The sequence below is a fragment of the Archangium violaceum genome (assembly GCF_016859125.1).
Classification (GTDB): Bacteria; Myxococcota; Myxococcia; order Myxococcales; family Myxococcaceae; genus Archangium; species Archangium violaceum_A.
In genome coordinates, this window is sequence record NZ_CP069338.1 from 4,969,967 (window position 1) to 4,993,069 (window position 23,103).

Sequence of the window (23,103 nt, forward strand, 5' to 3'; positions counted from 1 at the left end):
GTGGGGCTTTCGTACGAGATTCGAGCCACATAGGGAGAGTGGATGCTCAGACAGAAGTTGCTCGTCACGGGAATGCTTGTGCTGGCCGGAACGGCCGCGTGCGCCCAGGGGCGGTCCTCGAGGACCGAGACGTCGGCCACCGCCGCGTCGAAGCCTGGCGCCCAGGTGAAGACGAAGACGCTGAAGAACGGGTTGAAGGTCATCGTCTGGTCGGACCCGGACAACCCCAGCGTCTCCCTCTTCAACTTCTTCCGCGTGGGCAGCCGCAACGAGCGCCCCGGCATCACCGGCCTGTCCCACTTCTTCGAGCACATGATGTTCAACGGCGCGAAGAAGTATGGCCCCGGTGAGTTCGACCGCGTCATGGAGGCGCACGGCGGCCGCAACAACGCCTACACCTCCGAGGACGTCACCGTGTACCAGGACTGGTTCCCTCGCTCGGCGCTGGAGACCATCTTCGACCTGGAGGCGGACCGGCTGTCGAGCCTCGCCATCGATCCCAAGGTGGTGGAGAGCGAGCGTGGGGTCGTCTACTCGGAGCGGCGCTCCAGCGTGGACAACAACAACGCCGGCCTGCTCATGGAGCAGGTGCAGGCCACCGCCTTCGTGGCCCACCCCTACCAGATTCCCGTCATCGGCTGGCCCTCGGACATCGAGAGCTGGAAGCAGGAGGACCTGGAGCGCTACTTCCGCACCTACTACGCGCCCAACAACGCCACCCTCATCGTGGCGGGCGCGGTGACGCCCGAGGAGATCTTCTCGCTCGCGGAGAAGTACCTGGAGCCCATCCCCGCCCAGCCCGCGCCCGAGCCGGTGCGCACCGTGGAGCCGCCGCAGCAGGGCGAGCGCCGGGTGGTGGTGCGCAAGCTGGCGCAGGCGCCTCTGCTGCAGATGGCCTTCCACGGCCTGCGCGGCCGGGACGAGGACGCTCCCGCGCTCGATCTGCTGGTGCGCATCCTCACGGAGGGGGACTCCTCGCGGCTGCACCGGCGGCTGGTGGAGGAGGAACAGGTGGCCATCGCCGTGGGTGGCTACCAGGGGGCGGGGTTCGATCCGTCGCTCACGTGGGTGTTGGTGGACCTGCCGCCCGGAGGGGACCTGGGGAAGGCGGAGAGGCTGCTCGACGAGGAGCTGGCGAAGGTGGTGTCCGAGGGCATCACCGACGCGGAGCTGCGCAAGGCGAAGAACATCGTCGTGGCGGACTTCTGGCGCAGCCTGGAGACCAACAGCGGCCGGGCGCAGGCGCTCGGCACCTACGAGGTGTTCCACGGGGACTGGCAGAAGCTCTTCGGCGCGACGGACCGCTATGAGGCGGTGACGCGCGAGCAGGTGCGGAAGGTGGCCGCGAAGGTATTCGCGAAGAACAACCGCACGGTGGGCGTGCTGGTACCCGAGGCGGGCTCGGACGAGGCGAAGAAGGAGGCGGCGCGATGACGGTGCTCAACGGGAAGGTGGCGCTCGCGGCGCTGCTGATGGCCTCCACGGCGGGGGCCCAGGACTCGAAGGCGGGGCAGGCTCCCACGGCGCAGCAGGCGCGCAAGGCCTCCGTGCAGGACGCGGTGAAGCTGCCCAAGGCGACCGTGTTGCAGCTGAAGAACGGCGCGAAGCTGCTCCTGGTGGAGAAGCACGAGGTACCGCTGGTGGCCTTCAGCGCGATGGTGCGCGGCGGAGCCCTGGGTGACCCCGAGGGTAAGGAGGGGCTGGCCGCGCTCACCGCCGAGCTGCTCCAGAAGGGCGCCGGCAAGCGGGATGCCTGGCAGTTCGCCGAGGCGGTGGACAGCGTGGGCGGCTCGCTCTCGGTGAGCCCCGGCCGCGAGGCGCTCGATGTCCACGGACAGTTCATGGCGCGCGACACCGCGCTCATGGTGGAACTGCTCTCGGACATGCTGATGCGGCCTCGCTTCGACGCCGCCGAGCTGGACAAGATGCGCGAGCGGATGGTGTCGGAGCTCGCCGCGCAGAAGGACGGCGACCTGCGCGGCCTCATTGGCACCTACTTCCAGGCGTTCCACTTCGGCGCGCACCCGTACGGGCGGCCGATGAGCGGCAGCGAGTCGTCCCTGGCCACGCTCACGCGTGAGGACGTGCTGGCGTACGCCAAGGCTCAGATGGGAGGAGATCGGCTCATCCTCTCGGTGGTGGGTGACTTCGACGCGAAGAAGCTCGCGAAGCAGCTCGAGGCGGCGCTCGGAGGATGGGCGCGCGCGTCCGCTCCGGCCCCGGTGGCCCCGCCCACCCAGCCGGCGAAGGGCCGGCGTGTGCTGCTGGTGGACAAGCCGGATGCCACGCAGACGTACTTCTGGGCTGGCAACACCGGCATCTCGCGCACGGACCCCTCGCGCGTGGACGTGAGCCTGGCCAACACGGTGCTCGGCGGCCGTTTCACCTCGCTGCTCAACACGGCGCTGCGCGTGAAGTCCGGCCTCACCTACGGCGCCGGCTCGCTGGTGCTGGCCAACACCCAACCCGGGCCGTTCGCCATCTCCTCGTACACGAAGACGGAGTCCACCGGGCAGGCGCTGGACATGGCGCTGGACGTGCTCGCGAGCTACCGCCAGCAGGGCATGGACGACGCCACGCTCGCCTCCGCCAAGGCGTACGTGCTGGGCCAGTTCCCTCCCACCCTGGAGACGGGCCTGCAGATCGCCTCCAAGCTGTCCGAGCTCGCCTTCTACGGGCTGGACGCGAGCGACGTGGACGAGTTCGCCGCGAAGGTGGGCGGCGCGGACAAGGCGCGCATCCAGGCCGCCATCCAGCGCGTGGTGCCCTCCCGGGAGGACCTCACCCTGGTGCTCATCGGCAAGGCCTCGGACATCCGCGAGGTGGCGCGCAAGTACGGCACCGTCACCGAGATGAGCATCACCGACCCGCACTTCGCGCCCCAGGCCTCCGCGGCGAAGAAGTAGCGCCGCGGTCGTGCCGGACGTCCGCCTCCGCCCTCTCCCTCGGAGGGCGGAGGTCGATCAGCCCTGATAGAGCTGGATGAGATTGCCACACGTGTCGTCGAGGACGACGACGATCGTCGGCCCCATCTGCGTGGGCTCCGAACGGAACGCCACGCCCAGCTTCTTCATCCGTTCGTACTCCTTGTGGACATCCTCGACCGCGAAGGCCGTCAGGGGAATTCCCTGCTCATGAAGTGCCTTCTGATATGTCTTCGCGGCCGGGTTCTCGTTTGGCTCGAGGAGTAGCTCGATGTCATCCGGGCCCTCGGGCGAGACGACGGTCAGCCATTTGAACTTCCCTACCGGAAAGTCGTTCTTCTTCTTGAAGCCCATGACCTTCGTGTAGAACTCGAGGGCCTTGTCCTGATCATCGACCAGGACGCTCGTCAGCTTGATCTTCATGACTGGCTCCGTTCCATTGTCTGCTTCTGGTTCTGGCTTCTACTTCTGTAGCGCCGCGTAGCGGCCCATGCACCGCTGGAAGCGCTTGTTCACCGATTGGGCGAACCAGGCGGTGGAGCGATCCCCGCTGAGCTTCGGGCTCCGGATGGTCACCGTGGGGAGCTGGGCGTACTCAGGGGCCTGGCCCGTCACCTCCTGGTACGTGTTCTTGATGGCGCTCCAGGTGTCCGTCTCCTCGAAGTCGAGCTCCTTCTCCTTCCGCACGTCCTTGCGCACCCGCCGCTCGCTCAGGTCCGGCGCGTATCGCCGCCGGAAGGCGAGGATCGCCTTCAATGAATTGCTGTCCTCGTCCAGCGGCTCGCCCTGCTTGTCGTAGGCGAGCAGGTCCCCATCCGGCACCAGCTGGATTCCCGTGAGGCGGCTCACCTGCCGTTGTATCGCCGCGTTGCGCGAGGCATAGAAGCCCGCGTTGTAGTCCGCGAAGCGGTAGATGGGGTCGTTGTAGTGCGCCTCGTAGCCGAGCAGCCGCGCCGTGCCGTAGTACACCCCACCGCCCCGTGTGTAGAGCTCCTCTCGCACCCGCTGCAGCGCGCGCTCGTCCCCACCGGCCAGCTCCTCCGAGAAGCGCACGCTCACCTGCATGGAGCCGGCGGTGGTGATGGGGTTGAGGTCCTCCAGCCGCGTGGACTTGAAGAGGCGGCTCGCGAGCTCCGCCGCGGTGTACGTCTTCGGGTACTCCGTCTCGTAGTACTCCAACAGCTCGCGGAAGATGCGGTCCAGATCCCTCTCCGTTCTCACCTGTGCCAGCCGCTGCTCGAAGGTCCGCGTCTGCCCCGGCGCCTTGCCCTCGAGCAGGGCCTTCACCGCCGGAGGCCCGAGTGGGCCCAGCTTGTCCGCGTAGGCGTCCAGCCGCTGCTGGACGATGCGTGCCAGTCCCTTCACCGGAGGGTTGGCCTGGAAGCCCGACTCCTGCTCGATGACGGCGAACACCGAGCACACCGCCTCCGCCGAGGGGTGCAGCCGATGCGCGTCCAACGCGGCCAGCACGTCCTCCGCCCAACCCTCCCGGTCCTTCACGTCCGGAGGCACCAGCTGTGTCGCCTGCTCCACGGTGACGCGCGGGGGCAGGGGGGGCGTGGGGCGCACGTTGCGGCTGCAGGCGCTCAGCACCAGGAGCGCGCACAGCGGCAGCCACCCGAGGCCGCGCCCTACAATTGACAACCGTGCCCGGTTCCCCGTCCCCCGGAGTGAGACGAGTGGAGAGCAATCGACGTTCATTGCTTTTGAATCAGATACAGAACTGAAATCCATGACGGCCTCTTGGGCATGGCCTTCTTTGTATGTCAAGGAATGCGCGCCTTCTTTCAGAGAGGTAGTGCATTGGCTAATCGGGTTCTGAGGACGTTCTGTGTGGCGTGGCTGGGTGCGAGTCTCGCTGCCTGTGGTTCGACGGTGGAAGTCAACGAGGAGGCGGTTCGGGCGGGTGACAAGGATGTGGACATCCAGGCCGCGCTGGCGCGCTTCAAGGACGTGCGCGTCGTGGGCAGCGAGGCCGGTGTTCCGTACGCCGTGACGGGCAGATTGGGCCGGCTGTCGGCGGCGGGGGAGGTGGGGGAGCTGCGCGCCAGGGACGAGCTGCGCCAGGTGGTGACGGACATCGCCCCGGCGTTCCGCGTGAGCGGCGAGGACCTGGTGTTCAAGCGGGCCTCGGTGGATGCACAGGGTCACCGGCACCTGCGCTTCCAGCAGACCCTCAACGGGCTGCGCGTGGTGGGCGGCGAGCTCATCCTGCACGCGGATGGCGAGGGGCTCATCTACGCCGCCAACGGCTCGGCTCGGACGGGTGAGCAGGTGTCCGCCGAGGCGAAGGTGGCTCCCGAGGCCGCGCTGAAGGTCGCCGTGGAGGGGTCCTCCGCGCGCGGCGCCGCCGCTCAGGGCGATGCACAGCGGGTCTACCTGCGCACCGAGCACAGCGCGGAGCCGCGGCTGGCGTACGAGGTACGCGTGAAGGGCGAGCGCGACGGCATGCCCGCCGACGACCTCGTCTACGTGGATGCGCAGCGCGGCGACATCCTGCTGGTGAACCCACTCATCCACTCGGCCCTCAATCGCAAGGTGTACTCGGCCGAGAACGGCTCGAGCACGCCGGGTACCCTCAAGCGCAGCGAAGGCAGCGCCGCCACGGGCGACAACCACGTCGACACCAACTACGACAAGCTCGGCGACACCTACAACTGCTACAAGACGCTGTTCGGCCGCGACTCCATCGACAACGCGGGCGGCGCGCTCATCAGCACCGTCCACTACGGCAGCAACTACGTCAACGCCTACTGGGACGGTACCCAGATGGTGTACGGCGATGGTGACGGCGTGAACTCCATCGAGCTGGGCCTGGACCTGGACGTGACCGTGCACGAGCTCACCCACGCCGTGACGGACGCGGAGTCGGACCTCATCTACTCGGATGAGTCCGGTGGTCTCAACGAGTCCATGTCCGACATCTTCGCCGGCGTGTGCGAGAGCTGGATGCGCGACTGGGCCACGACTCCCGACATCTTCATGGTCGGCGAGGACATCTGGACGCCGGGCACCGCCGACGATGCGCTGCGCTACATGGACGATCCGGCGAAGGACGGCGACTCGCTCGACTACTTCCCGGACTACTCCTCGGGCGTGGACGTGCACTACAGCTCCGGTATCCCCAACCTGGTGTTCTCGCTGCTGTCCAAGGGTGGCACGCACCCGCGCGGCAAGACGAGCAACGCCGTACCGGCCATTGGCCCGGAGAAGGCCGGCCGCATCTTCTACAAGGCCAACACGGATCTCTTCACGTCCAGTACCACGTTCGAGCAGGCCAAGACGTACACGGTGCAGGCCGCCGAGGCGCTCTTCGGCGTGGGCTCGGCCGAGGCCGCGGCGGTCACCGAGGCCTGGAAGGCCGTGGGGGTGCCCGCGCCGCCGCCGGTGACCACTCCGCTGAGCAATGACGTCGCGGTGAGCATCGCCGGCAGTACCGGCAACAAGCAGTACTACACGCTGGAGGTCCCCCCGGGTCATACCAACCTGGTGTTCAACACGAGCGGCGGCACGGGTGATGTGGACCTGTACGTGAGGTTCGGCGCGGCGCCGACCACCGGCACCTTCGACTGCCGTTCGTGGGCGACTGGCAACACGGAGAGCTGCACCTTCGCCAACCCGGCCGCAGGGACCTGGTACGTGTTGGTCAACGCGTACACCACGTACTCGGGTGCCTCCCTCGTGGGCACCTACAGCGGCGGCAGTGGCGGCGGTACGGGCACGCCGGTGTCCACCTCGGTCAGCGGCAGCGTGTCCAGGAACGATAACGTCCATCACGGCCCGTATAACGTGTTGGCGGGCTCCACCTTCAAGGTGGTGATGACGGGCTCGGGTGACCCCGACCTGTACGTCCGCTTCGGCTCGGAGCCCACCACCACCAGCTACAACTGCCGTCCGTACCTCTCGGGCGCCTCCGAGACGTGCAAGCTGACGGTGCCGGCGGGCCAGAGCAGCGCGTACATCATGGTGCGCGGCTACACCTCGGCCACCTACAGGCTGGCCATCGACTACACGCGGCCGTAGTCCTGGTGAATCGGTGCGGCGAACGGCGGGCGGCTGTCCTCGTGGGGGCCGCCCGTCGTCTTCCAGGGAGGCCTCAGCGCCGCAGCACGATGTCGCGCGCGAGGCTCTCCCCACGGCCCACCAGGTCGAACGAGGCCCGCACGGGAGTGCCCTCGGTGATGTTCTTCAGCGGGATGCGGCGGCCCCGGCTCAGACCCCGGCTGCGGCCGTCGATGCGCAGCTCGTAGACGTTGCCCTCGTCGTCGCTCACCTCGATGGTGCCGGAGCGCACGCGCTTCACCCGGCCATCCACGGTGCCGGTGGCGATGGTGATCTCCTCCACGGGCGCGCTGGCGGAGATGCGCGTGTTTCCCGCTCGCGCCGACTCCGCGGTTTCGCTCAACCAGATGCGGTCCTCATCCTCCAGCAGGGGGCGGGTGGCCCGGCGCTCCTCCCGCTCCCAGGTGCCGGAGTCCGTCTCCAACAGTCGCGAGGTCTCTTCCTCCGCGTGAGTGACCGTCGCGGCCAGCGTGGGCTCGGGTTCGGGTGGAGGCTCGGCGTCCCGGGTCTCCGTGGGAGGAGGCTCCGGCAACTCGACGAAGGCGGTGGGACGGGCGGGAGGTGACTCGCGTGGGGCCTCGGAGACGGCCGAGCGCGCGGAGGCGGCCGTCACCGCGACCTCCGGCTTCTGGCATCCCGTTGCACAGAGGACACACCAGCTCACCCACCCCAACCCCGCCGCCCATTTCGACATCCCACGCTCCCCTCGCTCGCCTGCTTGGGGAAGGTGGTGCTCCGGGGCCGGCACGGCAAGCCACGCGCCCGGAGGTCTGTCCAGTGGTGGCTCAGCGCACGGCGCCGCCGACCTGGGCCTGGATGTCCTGGAAGTCCCGGCTGACGATGGCCTGCTGGCCGCCGCCATAGCCGCGCGACTGGATGAGGGAGTTCACCTCTTTCGCGCGGGCTCCGGGGTCCGGGTGGGTGGCGAAGAAGGACGCCACGAAGTTGGGGCTGGAGCCCTGCATCTTCTCGAGCTTGCTGAAGAAGCGCGCCATCGCGGCCGGGTCATAGCCCGCGGTATCCAGGTACTGCAGGCCGCGCTTGTCCGCCTCGCGCTCCATGCCTCGGGTGTACGCAGAGAGGTAGCCCTGGGCGGCGATGGCGCTGCCGACCTGGGCGAGGAGGTTCGGATCCTTACCGAGCAGGATTTGTTGCAGGGTGCCCAGGCCCACCTGGCTGGCGAGCTGTTGCCGCGCATGGCCCGAGGTGACGTGGGCGATCTCGTGACCGAGCACCGAGGCGAGCTCCGCTTCGTTGCTCGCCGCGCGGATGAGGCCCGAGTAGACGAAGATGTGACCACCGGGCAGAGCGAAGGCGTTGACGGTGTCGGGTGCGTCGATCACGGTGAACTGGAAGTTGAACGGCCGCTCTTCCTTGGGGGACTGGGCGACGAGGCGCTGGCCGAGGGTTTCCACATAGCTCTGCACCTGTGGATCGTTGAGGACCTTCTCCTGCTGCTTCACCTCGGCGGCGAGCTGGTCTCCAATCTTCTTCTCTTCTTCGGGGCCGAGGACGAGCTCGCCGACGGCGCGGGTGGCGGGGCGGGTAGCCGAGGCCACGGTGCTGCAACCCGAGCCGAGCAGGAGCCCTAGCAGGGCGGTGGCGGGAATCAGATACAATCTCATGCGAGTCCAGATGCGCACCGGACACAGGAGGAACAACGTTTCGCCTGTCCTCCGGGAGAGGGTCATGCGAGCGGCCGAGCGCCCGTGCAGGTCCCCTCTCCCCCTGGGAGAGGGCTAGGGTGAGGGTATGCCCTTCACCGAGCGCCAGCGCTCGAGCAGTTCCCGCGCACTGCCACCGCGCTCGAGCCGGGCCTCCCTCACCGAGAGGTCTGGCTCCACCTCCAGGACGAACGTGAGCGTGGGCTCGCCGTGCAGGTGGTAGCGCAGATCTCCAATGCGCACCGACGTCCGTCCCCCCTCACCGGGAGCCGAGGAGACAACGGGAAAGCGAGCCCAGGCGAGCGCCTCGTGCACGGTGGGCACCGCGCGCAGGGTCGCGGTGAGCACGTCCGGAGCAGGCCGGGCCAGACGGCGCTCCTCGAGAGGAGGCTCTCCGGGGGACACCGTGCCGGCCACGTACTCGGAAGGGAGGACGGCCACGTAGCGCCAGGTGGTGAGCGAGAGCCACGCGGGGAAGACCTGCACGCGCTCGGCGGAGGGCCAGGCCTCGCGGACCCGGGAGGTCAACGTGGCCTGGAGCACGCCGCGCAGGCCCACGTACGCGGCCGAGCACGCGAGCCCCACGAGCAGGGCGCGCCGCCAGTGCGTCCGGCGCCGCCAGGCCACCCCCGCCCCCACGAGCAGGGGGAGGGTGACGAGCGGATCCACCACCATCGTCCAGTCGAGCGTGAGGCGCTGGTCGGAGAAGGGGAGGAGGAGCCGGGTACCCCAGCCGGTCCACAGGTCGGGCAGCAGGTGCGCGACGGCGAGCGCGAGCAGGCTGGAGACGTAGACGGGGAGGAAGCGGGCGCGGCGGAAGAAGAGCAGGGCGAGCCCGGTGGCGGCGAGTGCCATGACGGGGGCGAAGGCGAGCGCGTGCGACAGGCCCCGGTGGGCGCGCAGGGCGTGGTCGACGGAGTTGGCGGCGGGCAGGAGGGTGTCGAGGTCGGGCAGCTCGGCGGCGAGGACGGAGCCGAGGAGCACGGCCTTGTCGGTGGGCGAGAGGGGCGAACCGGCGGGGGCCTCGGGGCGGCGCAGCGCGCCGAGGGCCAGGCCCAGCAACCCATGGGTGAGGTTGTCCATCGCGTCACGAGTCCAGGGCGAGCGCCACGGCTCGCACGTGCGCGTGGACGAGCTCCCGCGCCCGCGTGAGCTCCTCCAACCGGGTGGGGGCATACCCGAGGCACAGCACCACCTCGTCCTCGGGGGCGGCACGCGCGCCCAGCGCGGCGTAGTCGAGCGTGCGCGAGACGGGCTCGCCCTCGGTGTCCGGGGTGAAGCGGCCGAACACCGCGGCGTGGGTACCCCGGTCGGGGGCGGTCTCCTTCAACGCGAAGAGCTGGCGCACGGCCTCGAGCGCCTCGGGGCGGACGAGGAGGGCCTCGGGGTCCACGGGACGCGCCAGCTCCCACTCGAGCAGGCGCAGACAGCCACGGACGAACTCCACGTCGGTGATGACGAGCCCGTACAGGTACCAGTCCGCGCACGCCGCCTGGATGAGCCGGGCCTGCGCATCCGACAGCCAGGTGAAGGAGGGACAGGTGAAGGTCTCGCAGATGTCGGCGCGGTAGACGCCGCAGTCGCGCAGGTCCTCGCCGCCCGTCACCTTCGGGTGGCCGAGGCAGCCCACCCGGGTGTGCTCCGCGTCGAGGAAGCCGAGCAGCGGGCAGACGCGCACCGCCGGGAAGAGCGGAGGCGTGGCCTGACGTGCCTCTCGCAGCGCACGGGCCGCGGCCTGGTACGCCCCGGGCTCCCGGGGGAGCGGACGGAAGGTGGCCGTCTGCTCGGCGAGGCGCTCGGTGAGCGTGGCGCGCGAGTGGTCGCGGAAGTTGTACAGGCCGCAGCAGGCGCCGCACGAGGCGCCCCGGCCGGGCTGGCACAGGTGGAGCGAGACGGTCATGTCAGAACCACTCGGAGCGCATCCGCGTGTACGAGTCCTCCCCCGTGCGGCACAGCGCCACCAGGGTCGACACGCGCGGCAGCTCCGTGTGAATCCAGTACTGCGCCGCCGCCAGCTTGCCCTCGTAGAAGTCCCGGCTCTCGGAGCCACGCGCCATGCCCTCGCGCGCCGCCGCCGCCTGCGCCAGCCACCGCCACGCCACCGCCAGTATCGAGAACAGCTCCATGTAGTGCGCGCTGTGGCGCAGCATCCGCTCCACCTCGCCCGCCATGCCCGCCGCGCCCAGCTCCATCGTCAGCTCCAGCACCTCCTGCATCGCCTTGCCCAGCGCCTCGCCCCACTCCGAGGGCACGTCCGCCCGGCGCGCCCGCTCCACCGTGGCCGACACCTCCTCCGCGAAGGCCTGCAGCGCGGCTCCTCCCGCCGCCATCACCTTGCGCCCCAGCAGATCCAACCCCTGGATGCCCGTGGTGCCCTCGTGGATGCTGTTGAGCTTCTGATCCCTCAGGTACGCCTCGGGCAGGTACTCGCTCGAGTAGCCGTAGCCGCCGTGCACCTGCACCGCCAGCGCGTTGGCCTCGAAGCCCTTCTCCGCGGGGAACGTCTTCGCCAGCGGGGTGAGCAGGTCCAACAGCAGCCCCGCGCGCTGGCGCTCCTCCTGCGTCTTGCCGTGGGCCGCGACATCCGCCTGGAACGAGGCCATGGCCAGCAGCGACAGGCCTCCCTCCACGATGGCCTTCTGCCGCAGCAGCATCCGCCGCACGTCCGCGTGCTCGATGATGGGACGCTGGGGCCGCGCGGCGTCCTTCTCCCAGGCCGGGCGCCCCTGCGGACGGTTCTGCGCGTACGCCAGCGCCTCGTGGTACGCCACCGAGGCCGTCGACACGCCGTTGAGGCCCACCATGATGCGCGCCTCGTTCATCATCTGGAACATGTGGCTCAGGCCCTTGCCCGCCTCGCCCACCAGCCACCCGCGGCAGTCACCACCCTCGCCGTAGTTGAGCGCCACGCTGGGGATGCCCCTCCATCCAATCTTGTGGATGACGCCCGCCACGCGCACGTCGTTGTCCACCAGCCGCCCGTTCTCGGGCCGGCGCGCGGGCACGGCGAAGAGCGACAGGCCCCGCGTTCCCGCCGGAGCGCCGTCGATGCGCGCCAGCGTCAGGTGCACCACGTTGTCCGTGAAGTCCTGGTCCCCTCCGCTGATGAAGATCTTCGAGCCGGTGATGCGGTACGTGCCGTCTTCCACCGGCGTGGCCCGGGTCCGCACGTCCGCGAGGCTGCTGCCCGCCTGCGGCTCGGTGAGCGCCATGGTGCCCGTCCACTCGCCCCGGTGCATGCGGGACATGAACTCTTCCTTCAGCCAGGGGCTGCCGAAGGCCTCGATGAGGTGCGCCGCGCCGCTGGTGAGCCCGACGAAGCCGTACGCGCTCAGGTTGGCCGCCATCAGGTACGCCGAGGCCAGCGAGTACACCGTGATGGGGAGCTGCTGGCCTCCCGCCTCCGCGGGCACGATGGCCGTCAGCAGGCCCAGCTCGACGAGCTGCGGGTACAGCTTGCGCATCAGCGGGTGCACGTGGACACGGCCGTCGCGGAACACCGGCGGCTCGAGGTCCATCATCCGGTAGGTGGGGAAGAGCACGTCCCGCGCGAAGCGGCGCGTGCTGTCCAGGAAGAGGGTGAACGTCTCGCGCGAGTGGTCCGCGAAGGCCGGGAGCTGGCAGAGCGATTCCGTGTCCAGCACCTCGTAGAGCTGGAAGTCCACGTCGCGGTCGGAGAGCAGCGGGTTCGAGGAGGGAGCGGTCATGGGCCGGGGTTATGCCACACGCTTGCCGGTGGGCGGGGGAGGGTTCGAGCGCCGCCCCGGACGTACTGGCTAGAAGTCCAATGAAAAGATCGGGAGCAACACCCACCCTCCCTGTAACGCGTTGCGCGTCACCTTGCTGGAGGACTCGACATGTCGCACCTCCCCGACCTCGTCTGTCTGTCGCACCTTCGTTGGAAGTTCGTCTTCCAGCGTCCGCAGCACCTGATGTCCCGTTTCGCACGCGAGCGCCGCGTCTTCTTCGTGGAGGAGCCTGCCTGGGGTCCAGGCCCCACGCGCATGGAGGTCTCCCGCTCCCCGGAGGGCGTCTGGCTCGCCGTTCCCCACATCGAGGTGGAGGGGGCCACGCAGGTGACGCCGGATCCACCGCCGGGCACCCGGATGGACCCGGACGTCCTGGCTGCCATCCAGCGGGAGCTGCTCGAGGAGCTGTTCGAGGACCAGGGCGTGAATGACTTCGTGCTCTGGTACTACACCCCCATGGCCCTGGCCTTCTCTCGGCGTCTGCGGCCCAGGGCGGTGGTCTACGACTGCATGGACGAGCTGTCCGCCTTCACCGGCGCGCCGCCCGTGCTGGTGCAGCGTGAGGCGGAGCTGATGCGGCACGTGGACGTCATGTTCACCGGGGGCCACCACCTCTACGAGGCCAAGCGGGAGCGCCACTCCAACGTCCATCCCTTCCCGAGCAGCGTGGACGTGCCGCACTTCGCCCAGGCCCGCCTGGGGCCAGACGCCCCGCACGACCAGGCCCACCTGCCCCGGCCGCGCATCGGCTTCTGCGGCGTCATCGACGAGCGGATGGACCTGGCGCTGGTGGAGGGGGTGGCCCGGGCGCGTCCGGACTGGCAGTTGGTGATGGTGGGGCCCGTGGTGAAGATCTCCCCCGACAGCCTGCCGCGCCTGCCCAACATCCACTACCTCGGGGGCAAGAGCTACCAGGAGCTGCCGGCCTACCTCGCGAGCTGGGACGTGGCCATGACGCCCTTCGCCCGCACGCCGGCCACCCGCTTCCTCAGCCCCACCAAGACGCCCGAGTACCTCGCCGCGGGCAGGCCCGTGGTGTCCACCTCCATCCGGGACGTGGTGCGTCCGTATGGCGAGCTGGGGCTGGTGCGCATCGCCGACACGCCCGAGGAGTTCGTCCAGGCGGTGGAGGAGAGCCTGTCCCAATCCCACGAGGCGTGGCTGCCCCGGGTGGACGCGTTCCTCTCGCGCCTGTCCTGGGACCACACCTGGCGCGGGATGAAGGACCATATCGACAGGGCGGTGGAGGCACGCTCCCGGCGGATTCCCGTCTCCACTCCAGAGCCGCGGATGGATGCCTGAGCGAGGCGTCTGGCCTCACCAGCGATGAGACAGGCCCGCCCCCGCGTACACCGTGAGGGGCGGCGCCGGCTCGAAGTAGCGTCCCCGGCTCGCGTTCACCCGCACGTTGTCGCTGTAGCGCGCCGACAGCAGGTTCTGCAGTCCGAGGAAGGGGCTCACCTCGAACACGCCCATCTGGAAGCGGTGCCCCAGCCGCGCGTTCACGACCCAGGCCGTGTGCTCGCGCACCGTGTTCGCGTCGTCCGCGTACAGCCCGCCCGCGCTGAACACCTCCACCGCCGCTCGCGCTCCGCTCGTGTGCTGGTACACCGCCTCCGCGCTCACCTGGTGCGCTGGAATGCCTGGCACCTGGTTGCCCCTCAGCTGCCTTCCCTGGGACACGTAGTCGCGGAACGTCGCCTGCAACGCGTTGTAGGCCACCCGCAGCCGCAGCTCCTCCGTCACCGGGGGGCGGGGGAGGTTTGCGCCAGGGTCGCGGACAGGAGCGCGCAGGGCAGGAGCCAGGACATCCGCTAGCGCTCCACCTGGACGCCCTTCCAGAAGGCCACGTGCCCCCGGATGTTGCGAGCCGCGTCCTTCGGCTCCGGGTAGTACCAGGCCGCGTCCTTGTTCACCTTTCCGTCCACCATCACGTCATAGTAGCTCGCCACGCCCTTCCATGGGCACGTGGTGTGCGTGTCGCTGTGCCTCAGTGCATCGCGATTCACCGCCTCCAGGGGGAAGTAGATGTTCCCCTCCACCACTTCGTACGTGGCGCTCTCGGCGAGCACCCTTCCGTTCCACACCGCCCGGGCCATGGGGACCTCCTGTCTCATCACGTGTCCCCGCATCTCTGCCCGGCCCATGGGCACGGCGCCACGGTCCTGGACTCCTTCCGTCCTCCAGGAGGCACGCGGACGGGGCGTCCCAGGAACGGGGAGGCGGCCGGCCGGGCGCTCCATGCATCGTTCCCAGGGAGGGGCGGCGCCAGGCGCATGATTGTCGGCTGTTGGAAAGGGAGATGATAGGTGGATGGGGAGGGGCGTTTCGGGCTGTTCTGGCGCTGTTAACGTCCCACGTCTCCCTTCATGAACCCCACCGAGCGACGCGTCCCGGACGTCCACACGCTTCTGAGCCAGACCTTGAGCAGTCCCGAAGGGGAAGCTGCCTTCCGGCAACTCGCCGAGGCCATCCCCCAGCTGGTGTGGACGACCCGCCCGGATGGTCACCACGACTACTTCAACCAACGCTGGTTCGACTACACCGGCACGAGCCCCGGACCGACCTACGGAGAGGGCTGGCGCCTGCCCTTCCATCCGGACGACATCCCCGAGGCCCAGAAGCGTTGGCAGCACTCGCTGCGCACCGGTGAGCCCTACGAGGTGGAGTACCGCTGCCGACGCTACGACGGCGTGTACCGCTGGTTCATCGGCCGGGCCAATCCCGTGCGTGACGCCTCCGGGCAGATCATCAAGTGGTTCGGCACCTGCACGGACATCGAGGAGCAGAGGCGGGCCAAGGACTCGCTGCAGTTCCTGACGGAGGCGAGCGAGCTCCTCTCCTCCTCACTGGACTACGAGACCACGCTGGCGGCGCTCACCCGGCTGGTGGTGCCCCGGCTGGCGGATTGGTGCTCGCTGGACATCCTGGGGGAGGACGGCGTCGTCCGGCTGCTCTCGGTGGCGCACGTGGACCCGGCGAAGGTGAAGCTCGCCCACGAGTTGCGCCAGCGCTACCCGCCCGACCCGAAGGACCCCAACGGCCTCCACGAGGTCATCCGCACCGGCCGCTCCTCGGTCATGCCGGACATCTCCGACGCGGCGCTGGTGGCCGCCACGCGGGGAGACAAGGAGCACCTGCGCATCGCGCGCACGCTGGGCCTGCGCTCGGCCATCACCGTGCCCCTCACCGCACGGGGCCGCACCTTCGGCGCCTTCGCGCTCGTCACCGCCGAGTCCGGCCGGCGCTTCACCCCCTCGGACGTGGCGCTCGCCGAGCAGCTCGCCTCCCGCGCCGCCATGGCGGTGGACAACGCGCGCCTCTACGGCAACGCGGTGCGTGCGGAGGAGCGCTTCCGCTCGCTCATCAACGCCACCTCCCAGGCGGTGTGGGTGACGCGGCCGGAGGGGCATGTGGAGGAGGACTCGCCCTCCTGGCGCGCCTTCACCGGGCAGACGTTCGAGGAGTACAAGGGCTTTGGCTGGCTCGCCGTCGTCCACCCGGAGGACCAGGAGCGCGTGCGGCGCGGATGGCAGGCGGCGCGGGCGCTCAAGCAGCCCTACGAAGTGGAGCTGCGCGTGCGCCGGGCGGATGGCAGCTACGCCGTCACCCTGGCCCGCGCGGTGCCCCTGCTCGATGCGAAGAAGCAGGTGCGCGAGTGGATCGGCACGAGCACGGACGTCACCGCCCAGCGGCAGGCCGAGGAGGCCTCGCGCCGGCTGGAGAGCGAGCAGCGCGCCCGCGAGCTGGAGGTCCTGCGCGCCCAGGTGAGCGAGGTGCTCTCCCGCGAGGACACGCCCGCGCGGTTGATACAAGCCTGCGCCGAGGTGGTGGTGCGCAACCTCACCGTGCTGCCCATGGCGCAGCTGTGGACGTGGAACCGGGAGGCCCGCGCGCTGCTGCTGGAGGGCCATGCCGGCATCTCCGTGCCCACCGCCTTCCAGCCCACCCGCTTCGAGCTGGGAGAGGGCCTGGTGGGGAAGGTGGGCCAGGAGCGCAAGCCCCTGCTCATCAACGACGTGCTGCGGCACTCCGGCCTGCGCTCTCGCGATTGGATCCAGACGCAGGGGCTGGTGTCCTTCCTGGGCACCCCGTTGCTGGTGCGTGGGCAGCTCGTGGGCGTGCTCGCCGTCTTCGGCTTGCGGCCCCTGGAGGAGGAGACCCTGGCCACGCTGTCCACGGTGGCGGAGGCGATGGCCCAGGGCCTTGAGCGGCGCCGCGCCGAGCTGGCCCTCCAGGAGCATGCCCAGGAACTGGCGCGCTCCAACGAGGAGCTGCAGCAGTTCGCCTACGTGGCCTCGCATGATCTGCAGGAGCCCCTGCGCATGGTGGCCAGCTACACGCAGCTGTTGTCGCGGCGCTACAAGGGCCGGCTGGACACGGACGCGGACGAGTTCATCCAGTACGCCGTGGACGGGGTGAACCGCATGCAGCGGCTCATCGAGGATCTGCTGACCTACTCGCGCGTGGGCACCCGCGGCCACGAGTTCAAGCCCGTCGACTCGGGGCGCGCGCTGGAGAAGGCGCTGGCCAACCTCAAGGCGCTGGTGGACGAGTCGGGCGCCACCCTCGTGCAGAGCCGGCTGCCGGCGGTGATGGCGGACGAGACGCAGCTCATCCAGCTCTTCCAGAACCTGGTGGGCAACGCGCTGAAGTTCCGTGGCGAGACGCCGCCCCGGGTGGTCGTGGATGCCGAGCGCCAGGGCACCGAGTGGCGCTTCACCGTGGAGGACAACGGCATCGGAATCGAGCCACAATACTTCGAGCGGATCTTCGTCATCTTCCAGCGGCTCCATGGCAAGGAGGAGTACCCTGGCACGGGCATCGGGCTCGCCATCTGCAAGAAGATCGTCGAGCGGCACGGAGGCCGCATCGGACTGGATTCGCAACCCGGACAGGGGACGACGTTCTGGTTCACCCTGCCCGCGGTTCCCACCCCCTCCTAGGACACAGGGCGCTTCCTCATGAGTGACGACACCCGCGGACGGCCCATCGAAATCCTCCTGGTGGAGGACAACCCGGGCGACGTCCGCCTGACCATCGAGGCCCTCAAGGAGGGCAAGGTGAGCAATCACCTCTCCGTCGCGCGCGATGGGGTGGAGGCGCTGGCCTTCCTGCGCCGCGAGGGCCCCCATGCGAACGCCTCGAGGCCGGACCTCATCCTGCTGGACCTCAACCTGCCCAAGAAGGACGGGCGCGAGGTGCTGGCGGACATCAAGGCGGACTCGAGCCTGCGCCGCATCCCCGTGGTGGTGCTGACCACGTCGAAGGCGGAGGAGGACATCCTGCGCACGTACGATCTGCACGCCAACTGCTACATCACGAAGCCGGTGGACCTGGAGCAGTTCATTTCCGTGGTGCGCTCCATCGACGACTTCTGGCTGTCGGTGGTGCGGCTGCCCACGGTGGAGTGAGGCCTCCATGAGCATCAACGAGGCGCGGCCCTTGCGGCTGCTGTTGGTGGAAGACCACCCCGGGGACGCCCGGCTCCTGCAGGAGGAGCTGAAGGATGTGCCCTCCGTGCGCTTCGAGGTGCGTCACGTGACACGCATGTCGGAGGCGCTGGCGGTGGTGGGCGAGCCGGGGTGGGACGTGGTGCTGTTGGATCTGTCGCTGCCGGACGGGCACGGGCTGTCCAACATCGAGCGGATGTTGCAGGCGGCGCCGGCGCTGCCCCTGGTGGTGCTCACCGGTACGGACGACGAGCAGTTGTCGATGAAGGCCGTGCACGCGGGAGCGCAGGACTACCTGGTGAAGGGGCAGGTGACGGGCCCGCTGCTGGTGCGCGCGCTGCGCTACGCCATCGAGCGCAAGCGGGCCGAGGAGGGCCTCAAGCGCGAGGAGGCCGCGCGGCAGACGGCGGTATTCCGCGAGCAGTTCCTGGGGATTCTGGGGCATGACCTGCGCAACCCGCTGCAGGCCATCTCCGGCAACGCGGCGCTGCTCCTGCGCTACGGAGGGCTGTCCGAGCCCCAGCGCAAGGCGGTCAACCGCATCTCCATCTCGTCGGACCGGATGGCGCGGATGATTGGCGACATCCTGGACTTCACGCGCACGCGGCTGGGCGGGGGCTACACGCTGCAGCGCACGTGGATGAACGTGCATGACGTGCTGCGGCAGGTGGTGGAGGAGCTGGAGGTGGCGCACCCGCAGCGGCGCTTCGAGCTGAGCGTGTCCGGCACCGGCTGGGGCGAGTGGGACGCGGATCGCATCGCCCAGGCGGCGTCGAACCTGGTGGGCAACGCGGTGCAGTACTCGCCGGAGGACAGCGAGGTGCGGGTGGTGGCGCGCGACGAGGGCGACGGCGTGCGGGTGGAGGTGCACAATGGGGGCACGCCCATCCCGGCGGAGCGGATGCCGCACATCTTCGATCCGTTCGTACGGGGAAGGGATGGCGCCCGCTCGGGTTCCCGCTCGGGGTTGGGGCTGGGACTCTACATCACGCATGAAATCGTGAAGGCGCACGGGGGCGTGGTGCAGGTTCGCTCGACGGAGGCGGAGGGCACCTGCTTCTGGCTGATCCTTCCGCGCCATCCCTCCTTGGCCGCGAAGGCCTGAGCCAATCCCCTCTCCCCTGGGAGCGGGCCAGGGTGAGGGTCTACCCTCCGTCTTCCTGCTCGAGCTCCCATACCTTCCCAGCCCGCCAGCCATGCCCACCCTAGGTGCGAGGGCTGAAGAAGAGGAGGCGCCGACCGATGTCGGAGATCGAGACGCCGCAGGACGGGGCGGGGTTGGAGCCGCGGCCGTACACCCTGAAGACGAGGAGGGGACCCGTCGACACCCTGCTCTACGAGTCGCTCGGAGCGAAGGCGGGGGCGTTGCTGGCGGGAGGCGTGGGAGGTGGCTTCGATACGCCGGCCCTGGGCCTGTACCCACGGTTGGGCGAGGAGCTGCTGAGGCATCACCTGTCCACGCTCCGGCTGAAGTATCGCCACTCGACGGACCTGGCGGAGGCGGTGCAGGACGTGCTCGCGGGAGTGGAGTTCCTGGTGGAGCACGGGCTGGAGCGGGTGGCGCTGGTGGGGCACTCGTTCGGCGGGGCGGTGATGATCGACGCCGGGGCGCAGTCTCCCTGGGTGACGACCGTGGTGGGGTTGTCGCCGCAGAGCTACGGGACGGAAGCGGTGTCGGAGCTGCATCCCCGCTCGCTGTTGCTCGTGCACGGCATGTCGGACGCGGTGTTGCCGCCGAGTTGTTCGCTCTCCATCCACGAGCGGGCTCGGGGACGCAAGGAGCTGGAGCTCATCCCGGGAGCGGGGCACGTCCTGGACGAGGCCGCCGAGCGCGTCTTCACGCGGGTCCGGGACTGGCTGCTGCGAGAGCTCCGGGCTTGAAACACCGGGAGGGGACGCCGTGCGCATCCGCCTCCCGAAGCAGCACCTCAACTGTGCTTGTCACTCCCCGCGCTGTCCTTCCTGCTGTTCTGGGAGGGCCCGCCGAACTCACGCTGACGGTCGGCGTCCTCGGGAGCGCTCTCCTTCTCCGACTTGCCGAATACCTCCTTGCGGGTCTCTTCGCTCATCTTGGCGTCCCCGTGCATCGTGGGGTTTTCCTCTTGAGGCTTGCGAGGCATGTCGTGCGTCCTCCGGCGCGATGGGTTTGTTGACTTGTGACTCAAGGTCGGGAGTTCGCCGGGAGACGGCAAGCCCTCCGCGTCCAGGGATGGAGAGCGAGGGAGCGGGCGTCGGCTGCGCGGCTCCGGCTACGGCCCTAGGTTGAGTTGAAAGGAGGTGTCTCCATGTCGGAATCTTTCGCACTGGCGTTCTTCGTGTTCGCCCTGCTCGTGTTCTTCCTCGCCATCACGCTCACCATCATCCTCGGTGGCGTCAGCAGGATTGGCGACAAGCGCGTGGAGACGGAGGGGCGCATCTCTCCGGGCCAGCGTCCGCCCTCGGATAGGGATATCCACGCCTACTGACCGGACGGAGCACCGGGAGGACGCGGGTTGTAGTAGCGCCGCAACCAGCGGGTGAGCCCGTCCAGGCCGGGGAAGAGCACGCGCTCGGTGATGTTGGCCTGGTCGAGCTTGTCCCGCACCTCCTGCTTGAGGCGGGCGGGGACGATGAGCCGGCGCACGCCCCGCTTCTGCTTCTCGAGGAACGCGTCCAGCCGCGCCGAGGCGTCGTTCATCACCGAGAAGAGGGCGAACTGGTTGATGATGCGCTCATCGAGCGAGGGCGGCTCGAAGAAGAGCACGAAGGGGTGGCGGGCGAGCTTGTCGAAGGAGGAGAGATCCCTGGCCACCTCGGCGAGCATCTCCGCGCTGAAGACATCCGCGCCCTCCTCGCGGAGCTGGGCCTTGAGGGGGCGGGGCAGCAGCCGGTTCGTCTCCCGGTAGTCCACACACCAGACGACGCCGTCCACGCCGTACTGGCCGGGGTCCTCCGTGAGGAAGTGCAGCGCCACGTAGGGGCTGAATGTCCAGTCGAGCAGGCGCGTGGGCAGGCCGTGGTGCTGCGCGAGCGACAGCCAATCCCAGAGGGACTCGCAGGGATTGGTCGTGCCGCGCGCGTACTTGCGGAAGGCGCGCAGCATGACGTGTTCCTGGCGGGCGTAGTTGCCGCCGCGCCGGTTGAGGCTGGTGGCCAGGTCATGGCGCGAGTCCGGCATGCCGCGGAAGGCGAGGGTCGGGCGGAAGCGGTGGAGCGCCTCGTTCCACGAGCCCGTGAAGAGTTCTTCCTGGAGCTCCCCCCAGCTGTCGATCCGATGTTCCTGCACGCGGGGGAAGATGGGCAGCTCGGAGTCCATTGGCATGTCCCTCCTTCAACCGTGCCCTCTCCCCCGGATGGCTTCACATCTTCCGCTCGGGGCCGTGCCATATGCAGCGCCAGTGGTTGCGTGTATCGCTCGCGCCCCAGGCGTATTTGTAGGGTCTGGCACCTCGGAGGAAGTCGAATATCTCCATCCCCCAGTGGCTCGCTTCCTCGAGGGCCTGGGCCACCAGGAGGGAGCCCACGTCGAGGTGTTGGAGCTCCGGAGCGGAGCCCCCGAGGTAGTAGCGGAGGTGCGTTCCGTCCCGGAAGCCGTAGAAGAAGGCCACGGGCTGCTCCTTCACGTGCAGCACGAACAGGCGCAGGGCCCTGACGGCGAGCAGCCCGCGCGCGGCCTCGCGGTGGAATCTCTGGAGCGAGGCGTCCCAGTGCGTGCCCCGCAGTCGCACCAACGTGTCCATCATCGCCTCGAGGTTGCTCGCGTCCGCCTCCTGGAGACGCACCAGGCCCAGTTGCTCCAGGCGGCGGTGGGCCTGACGCAGTTCGGCCGCGAGCCCTCCCGGCGCCGTCCAGGGGAGGAGGACCTGGGGGCAGACCTCCTGCACCTCGGAGCGCTCGCCCCATCCCTCGGGCACGGGCGTCCGCAGGAGCGGCGAGTCCTCCCGGAGCTGCTCGAAGACGCACGTGTCCCAGCGCTCGCCATTGCGGCCGAGCCAGTCGAACAGGGCCCGCACACCGTGCGGAGCCAGCTCCGGGTCCATCAACACGTCGAGGTAGTCGGAGACGCCCTCGCCGAGCAGCCGCACCACGCGGGCGCCGTTCTCCTCGCGAATGGTCAACGGCGCGAGCCCCACCAGCCGGCCCTCGCTCCGCAGCGTCACCACCCAGGGCGGTTGCGCCGAGAAGGAGGCGCCGAGGTGCCGGACCCAGGACAGCAGCCACTCCGGCCGTTGGAAGGTGGTGGCTCCGGGACAACGGGCCCACAACCAACGCCACTCGCCCCGCAGCTGCTCCAATCCGCGCAAGGAGACGATCTCCTCCACCTCGAGCGGAGCGGGGGGCCGGGCCGATGGGCGCAGGGGGAGCACGAGGTCCGTCGTCAATGCCATGGTGCCTCCGGGAGCTTCAGTTCCTCGAGTGCCTGTCGGGCCAGCTCCCGCCAGCGGGTGCCCGTCATCCGCCACTCATGGGTTTCGTATTGGAGCGTTCCCTTGTGCGGCGGACGGGTGAAGTCGTAGCGGGGCGCGGCGCGGTAACGCTCCTGTTCCACGGAGAAGGTCTCCAGCAGCCGCGCCTGCGATGCGTGGCACGTGAGCATGCGCCGCTTGGCGGCATGCTCCGCCTCGGTGAAGGACACCGTGGCGACGAGCCGGCCGTCCGGCGCGGGGAGGAAGTCGCCGGTGACGCGCGCTTCCTGGCGGCGGTGGTAGGACGTCATTTCCAGCAGTGCCGGAGGGGTGCGCCCCGAGCGGGCCATCAACGCCACGGCCGCATGCGAGACGAAGGCGGCGGCGTCATGGTCCGGGTGTCCCCCCTCATAGGGGTGGACGACGAGCAGTGTCGGGCGGAGCGCCTTGAGCAGGGCCACCAGGCACTGGGTGAGCGTGACGAGATGCTGCGTGGCCTCCTGATCCGCCGCGCCCAGCGAGAACAGGTGGTTCGGAGGGACTCCGGCGAGAGCCAGTGCCGCGAGGGCCTCCCTCTCCCGGAGGCGGGCGTAGGCCTCGCGCGTGTGCGGCGCGTCCGGGGCGCGCAGCGACGCATCCCGCGGTGCTCCGTCGGTGACATGGACGACATGGCAGCCAGGGCCGTGGCGCAGCAGCCACGAGGCACCCAGCACCTCGTCATCCGGGTGCGCGGCCACGACGAGAATGGGGCCGCGCAGGGCCTCGGGTTGCAGCAGGGGTCCGAGGACGTCGGCGACGGTGCGTCCGTGCTCGTTCTCTCGCTCCCCGAGCTGGATGGGTTCATCAGGAGGCAGCATGCGCGCACC

Annotated in this window: 22 protein-coding genes; 9 read left to right on the forward strand and 13 right to left on the reverse strand. The window is 69.4% G+C overall.

Features of this window, described 5'->3' with window-relative positions:
- The first annotated feature begins 42 nt into the window (after nucleotides 1-42).
- Together JQX13_RS21305 and JQX13_RS21310 are read left to right on the forward strand one after the other, a co-directional pair.
- Nucleotides 43-1,434, forward strand: a complete 1,392-nt coding sequence (locus tag JQX13_RS21305) for a M16 family metallopeptidase (protein ID WP_203410762.1) — start codon at nucleotides 43-45, stop codon at nucleotides 1,432-1,434.
- Nucleotides 1,431-2,906: a M16 family metallopeptidase gene (locus JQX13_RS21310; protein WP_203410763.1), complete on the forward strand. Its 1,476-nt coding sequence runs from the start codon at nucleotides 1,431-1,433 to the stop codon at nucleotides 2,904-2,906. Before JQX13_RS21305 ends, JQX13_RS21310 begins: the two co-directional genes overlap by 4 nt.
- A gap of 57 nt (nucleotides 2,907-2,963) precedes the next feature.
- Here the strand turns inward: JQX13_RS21310 and JQX13_RS21315 are convergent, their stop codons facing one another.
- A complete protein-coding gene (locus JQX13_RS21315) occupies nucleotides 2,964-3,347 on the reverse strand; it encodes a VOC family protein (protein WP_203410764.1) in 384 nt (127 codons plus the stop codon).
- 39 nt (nucleotides 3,348-3,386) lie between these two features.
- On the reverse strand, nucleotides 3,387-4,568 hold the full coding sequence (locus JQX13_RS21320) for a DUF1615 family protein (RefSeq protein WP_239014983.1): 1,182 nt from the start codon (nucleotides 4,566-4,568) through the stop codon (nucleotides 3,387-3,389).
- 189 nt (nucleotides 4,569-4,757) lie between these two features.
- On the opposite strand from JQX13_RS21320, the gene JQX13_RS21325 reads away from it, so the two are divergent.
- Nucleotides 4,758-6,947: a M4 family metallopeptidase gene (locus tag JQX13_RS21325; protein ID WP_343211120.1), complete on the forward strand. Its 2,190-nt coding sequence runs from the start codon at nucleotides 4,758-4,760 to the stop codon at nucleotides 6,945-6,947.
- 73 nt (nucleotides 6,948-7,020) lie between these two features.
- Here JQX13_RS21325 and JQX13_RS21330 read toward each other — a convergent pair whose 3' ends face one another.
- The 5 genes from JQX13_RS21330 to JQX13_RS21350 form a co-directional block, all read right to left on the reverse strand.
- A complete protein-coding gene (locus JQX13_RS21330) occupies nucleotides 7,021-7,680 on the reverse strand; it encodes a hypothetical protein (RefSeq protein WP_203410767.1) in 660 nt (219 codons plus the stop codon).
- Nucleotides 7,681-7,771: 91 nt separating this feature from the next.
- Nucleotides 7,772-8,611 carry a M48 family metallopeptidase gene (locus JQX13_RS21335; protein ID WP_203410768.1) on the reverse strand — a complete coding sequence of 280 codons (840 nt, stop codon included), beginning with the start codon at nucleotides 8,609-8,611 and terminating at the stop codon, nucleotides 7,772-7,774.
- A gap of 114 nt (nucleotides 8,612-8,725) precedes the next feature.
- Entirely contained in the window at nucleotides 8,726-9,733 is a 1,008-nt protein-coding gene (locus JQX13_RS21340; RefSeq protein WP_203410769.1) for a metal-dependent hydrolase, read from the reverse strand.
- A gap of 4 nt (nucleotides 9,734-9,737) precedes the next feature.
- A complete protein-coding gene (locus tag JQX13_RS21345) occupies nucleotides 9,738-10,550 on the reverse strand; it encodes a hypothetical protein (RefSeq protein ID WP_203410770.1) in 813 nt (270 codons plus the stop codon).
- A 1-nt stretch (nucleotide 10,551) separates the two neighbouring features.
- Nucleotides 10,552-12,357 carry an acyl-CoA dehydrogenase gene (locus JQX13_RS21350; protein WP_203410771.1) on the reverse strand — a complete coding sequence of 602 codons (1,806 nt, stop codon included), beginning with the start codon at nucleotides 12,355-12,357 and terminating at the stop codon, nucleotides 10,552-10,554.
- A 150-nt stretch (nucleotides 12,358-12,507) separates the two neighbouring features.
- Here JQX13_RS21350 and JQX13_RS21355 point away from each other — a divergent pair, with 150 nt between their 5' ends.
- Nucleotides 12,508-13,701: a glycosyltransferase family 1 protein gene (locus JQX13_RS21355; RefSeq protein ID WP_203410772.1), complete on the forward strand. Its 1,194-nt coding sequence runs from the start codon at nucleotides 12,508-12,510 to the stop codon at nucleotides 13,699-13,701.
- A gap of 15 nt (nucleotides 13,702-13,716) precedes the next feature.
- On the opposite strand, the gene JQX13_RS21360 is transcribed toward JQX13_RS21355, so the two are convergent.
- Nucleotides 13,717-14,121, reverse strand: coding sequence for a TonB-dependent receptor (locus JQX13_RS21360; RefSeq protein WP_203410773.1), 405 nt, complete (start codon nucleotides 14,119-14,121; stop codon nucleotides 13,717-13,719).
- A 92-nt stretch (nucleotides 14,122-14,213) separates the two neighbouring features.
- Nucleotides 14,214-14,516, reverse strand: a complete 303-nt coding sequence (locus tag JQX13_RS21365; RefSeq protein ID WP_239014985.1) for a DUF427 domain-containing protein — start codon at nucleotides 14,514-14,516, stop codon at nucleotides 14,214-14,216.
- Between the two features lie 306 nt (nucleotides 14,517-14,822).
- Between JQX13_RS21365 and JQX13_RS21370 the strand changes: the two genes are divergently transcribed.
- From JQX13_RS21370 to JQX13_RS21385, 4 genes are all read left to right on the forward strand, one after another.
- Nucleotides 14,823-17,345, forward strand: a complete 2,523-nt coding sequence (locus JQX13_RS21370) for a PAS domain-containing protein (RefSeq protein ID WP_343211121.1) — start codon at nucleotides 14,823-14,825, stop codon at nucleotides 17,343-17,345.
- Between the two features lie 18 nt (nucleotides 17,346-17,363).
- The gene (locus JQX13_RS21375; RefSeq protein WP_203410775.1) at nucleotides 17,364-17,813 is read left to right on the forward strand and encodes a response regulator; all 450 of its coding nucleotides are present in this window, start codon (nucleotides 17,364-17,366) and stop codon (nucleotides 17,811-17,813) included.
- 7 nt (nucleotides 17,814-17,820) lie between these two features.
- Nucleotides 17,821-18,957: a hybrid sensor histidine kinase/response regulator gene (locus JQX13_RS21380; RefSeq protein ID WP_203410776.1), complete on the forward strand. Its 1,137-nt coding sequence runs from the start codon at nucleotides 17,821-17,823 to the stop codon at nucleotides 18,955-18,957.
- Between the two features lie 137 nt (nucleotides 18,958-19,094).
- Nucleotides 19,095-19,733, forward strand: a complete 639-nt coding sequence (locus JQX13_RS21385) for an alpha/beta hydrolase (protein WP_203410777.1) — start codon at nucleotides 19,095-19,097, stop codon at nucleotides 19,731-19,733.
- Between the two features lie 47 nt (nucleotides 19,734-19,780).
- On the opposite strand, the gene JQX13_RS21390 is transcribed toward JQX13_RS21385, so the two are convergent.
- Nucleotides 19,781-19,921 (reverse strand): hypothetical protein, encoded by a 141-nt coding sequence (locus tag JQX13_RS21390; RefSeq protein ID WP_203410778.1) that lies wholly within the window; start codon nucleotides 19,919-19,921, stop codon nucleotides 19,781-19,783.
- Between the two features lie 216 nt (nucleotides 19,922-20,137).
- Between JQX13_RS21390 and JQX13_RS21395 the strand changes: the two genes are divergently transcribed.
- Nucleotides 20,138-20,317 (forward strand): hypothetical protein, encoded by a 180-nt coding sequence (locus JQX13_RS21395; RefSeq protein ID WP_203410779.1) that lies wholly within the window; start codon nucleotides 20,138-20,140, stop codon nucleotides 20,315-20,317.
- Here the strand turns inward: JQX13_RS21395 and JQX13_RS21400 are convergent.
- The 3 genes from JQX13_RS21400 to JQX13_RS21410 form a co-directional block, all read right to left on the reverse strand.
- Nucleotides 20,311-21,117 (reverse strand): FRG domain-containing protein, encoded by an 807-nt coding sequence (locus JQX13_RS21400; RefSeq protein ID WP_203412147.1) that lies wholly within the window; start codon nucleotides 21,115-21,117, stop codon nucleotides 20,311-20,313. The two genes, JQX13_RS21395 and JQX13_RS21400, sit on opposite strands and share 7 nt — an antisense overlap.
- A gap of 73 nt (nucleotides 21,118-21,190) precedes the next feature.
- Nucleotides 21,191-22,219 (reverse strand): GNAT family N-acetyltransferase, encoded by a 1,029-nt coding sequence (locus JQX13_RS21405; RefSeq protein ID WP_203410780.1) that lies wholly within the window; start codon nucleotides 22,217-22,219, stop codon nucleotides 21,191-21,193.
- Nucleotides 22,210-23,094, reverse strand: a complete 885-nt coding sequence (locus tag JQX13_RS21410) for a PIG-L deacetylase family protein (RefSeq protein WP_203410781.1) — start codon at nucleotides 23,092-23,094, stop codon at nucleotides 22,210-22,212. Before JQX13_RS21410 ends, JQX13_RS21405 begins: the two co-directional genes overlap by 10 nt.
- Nucleotides 23,095-23,103 lie beyond the last annotated feature (9 nt).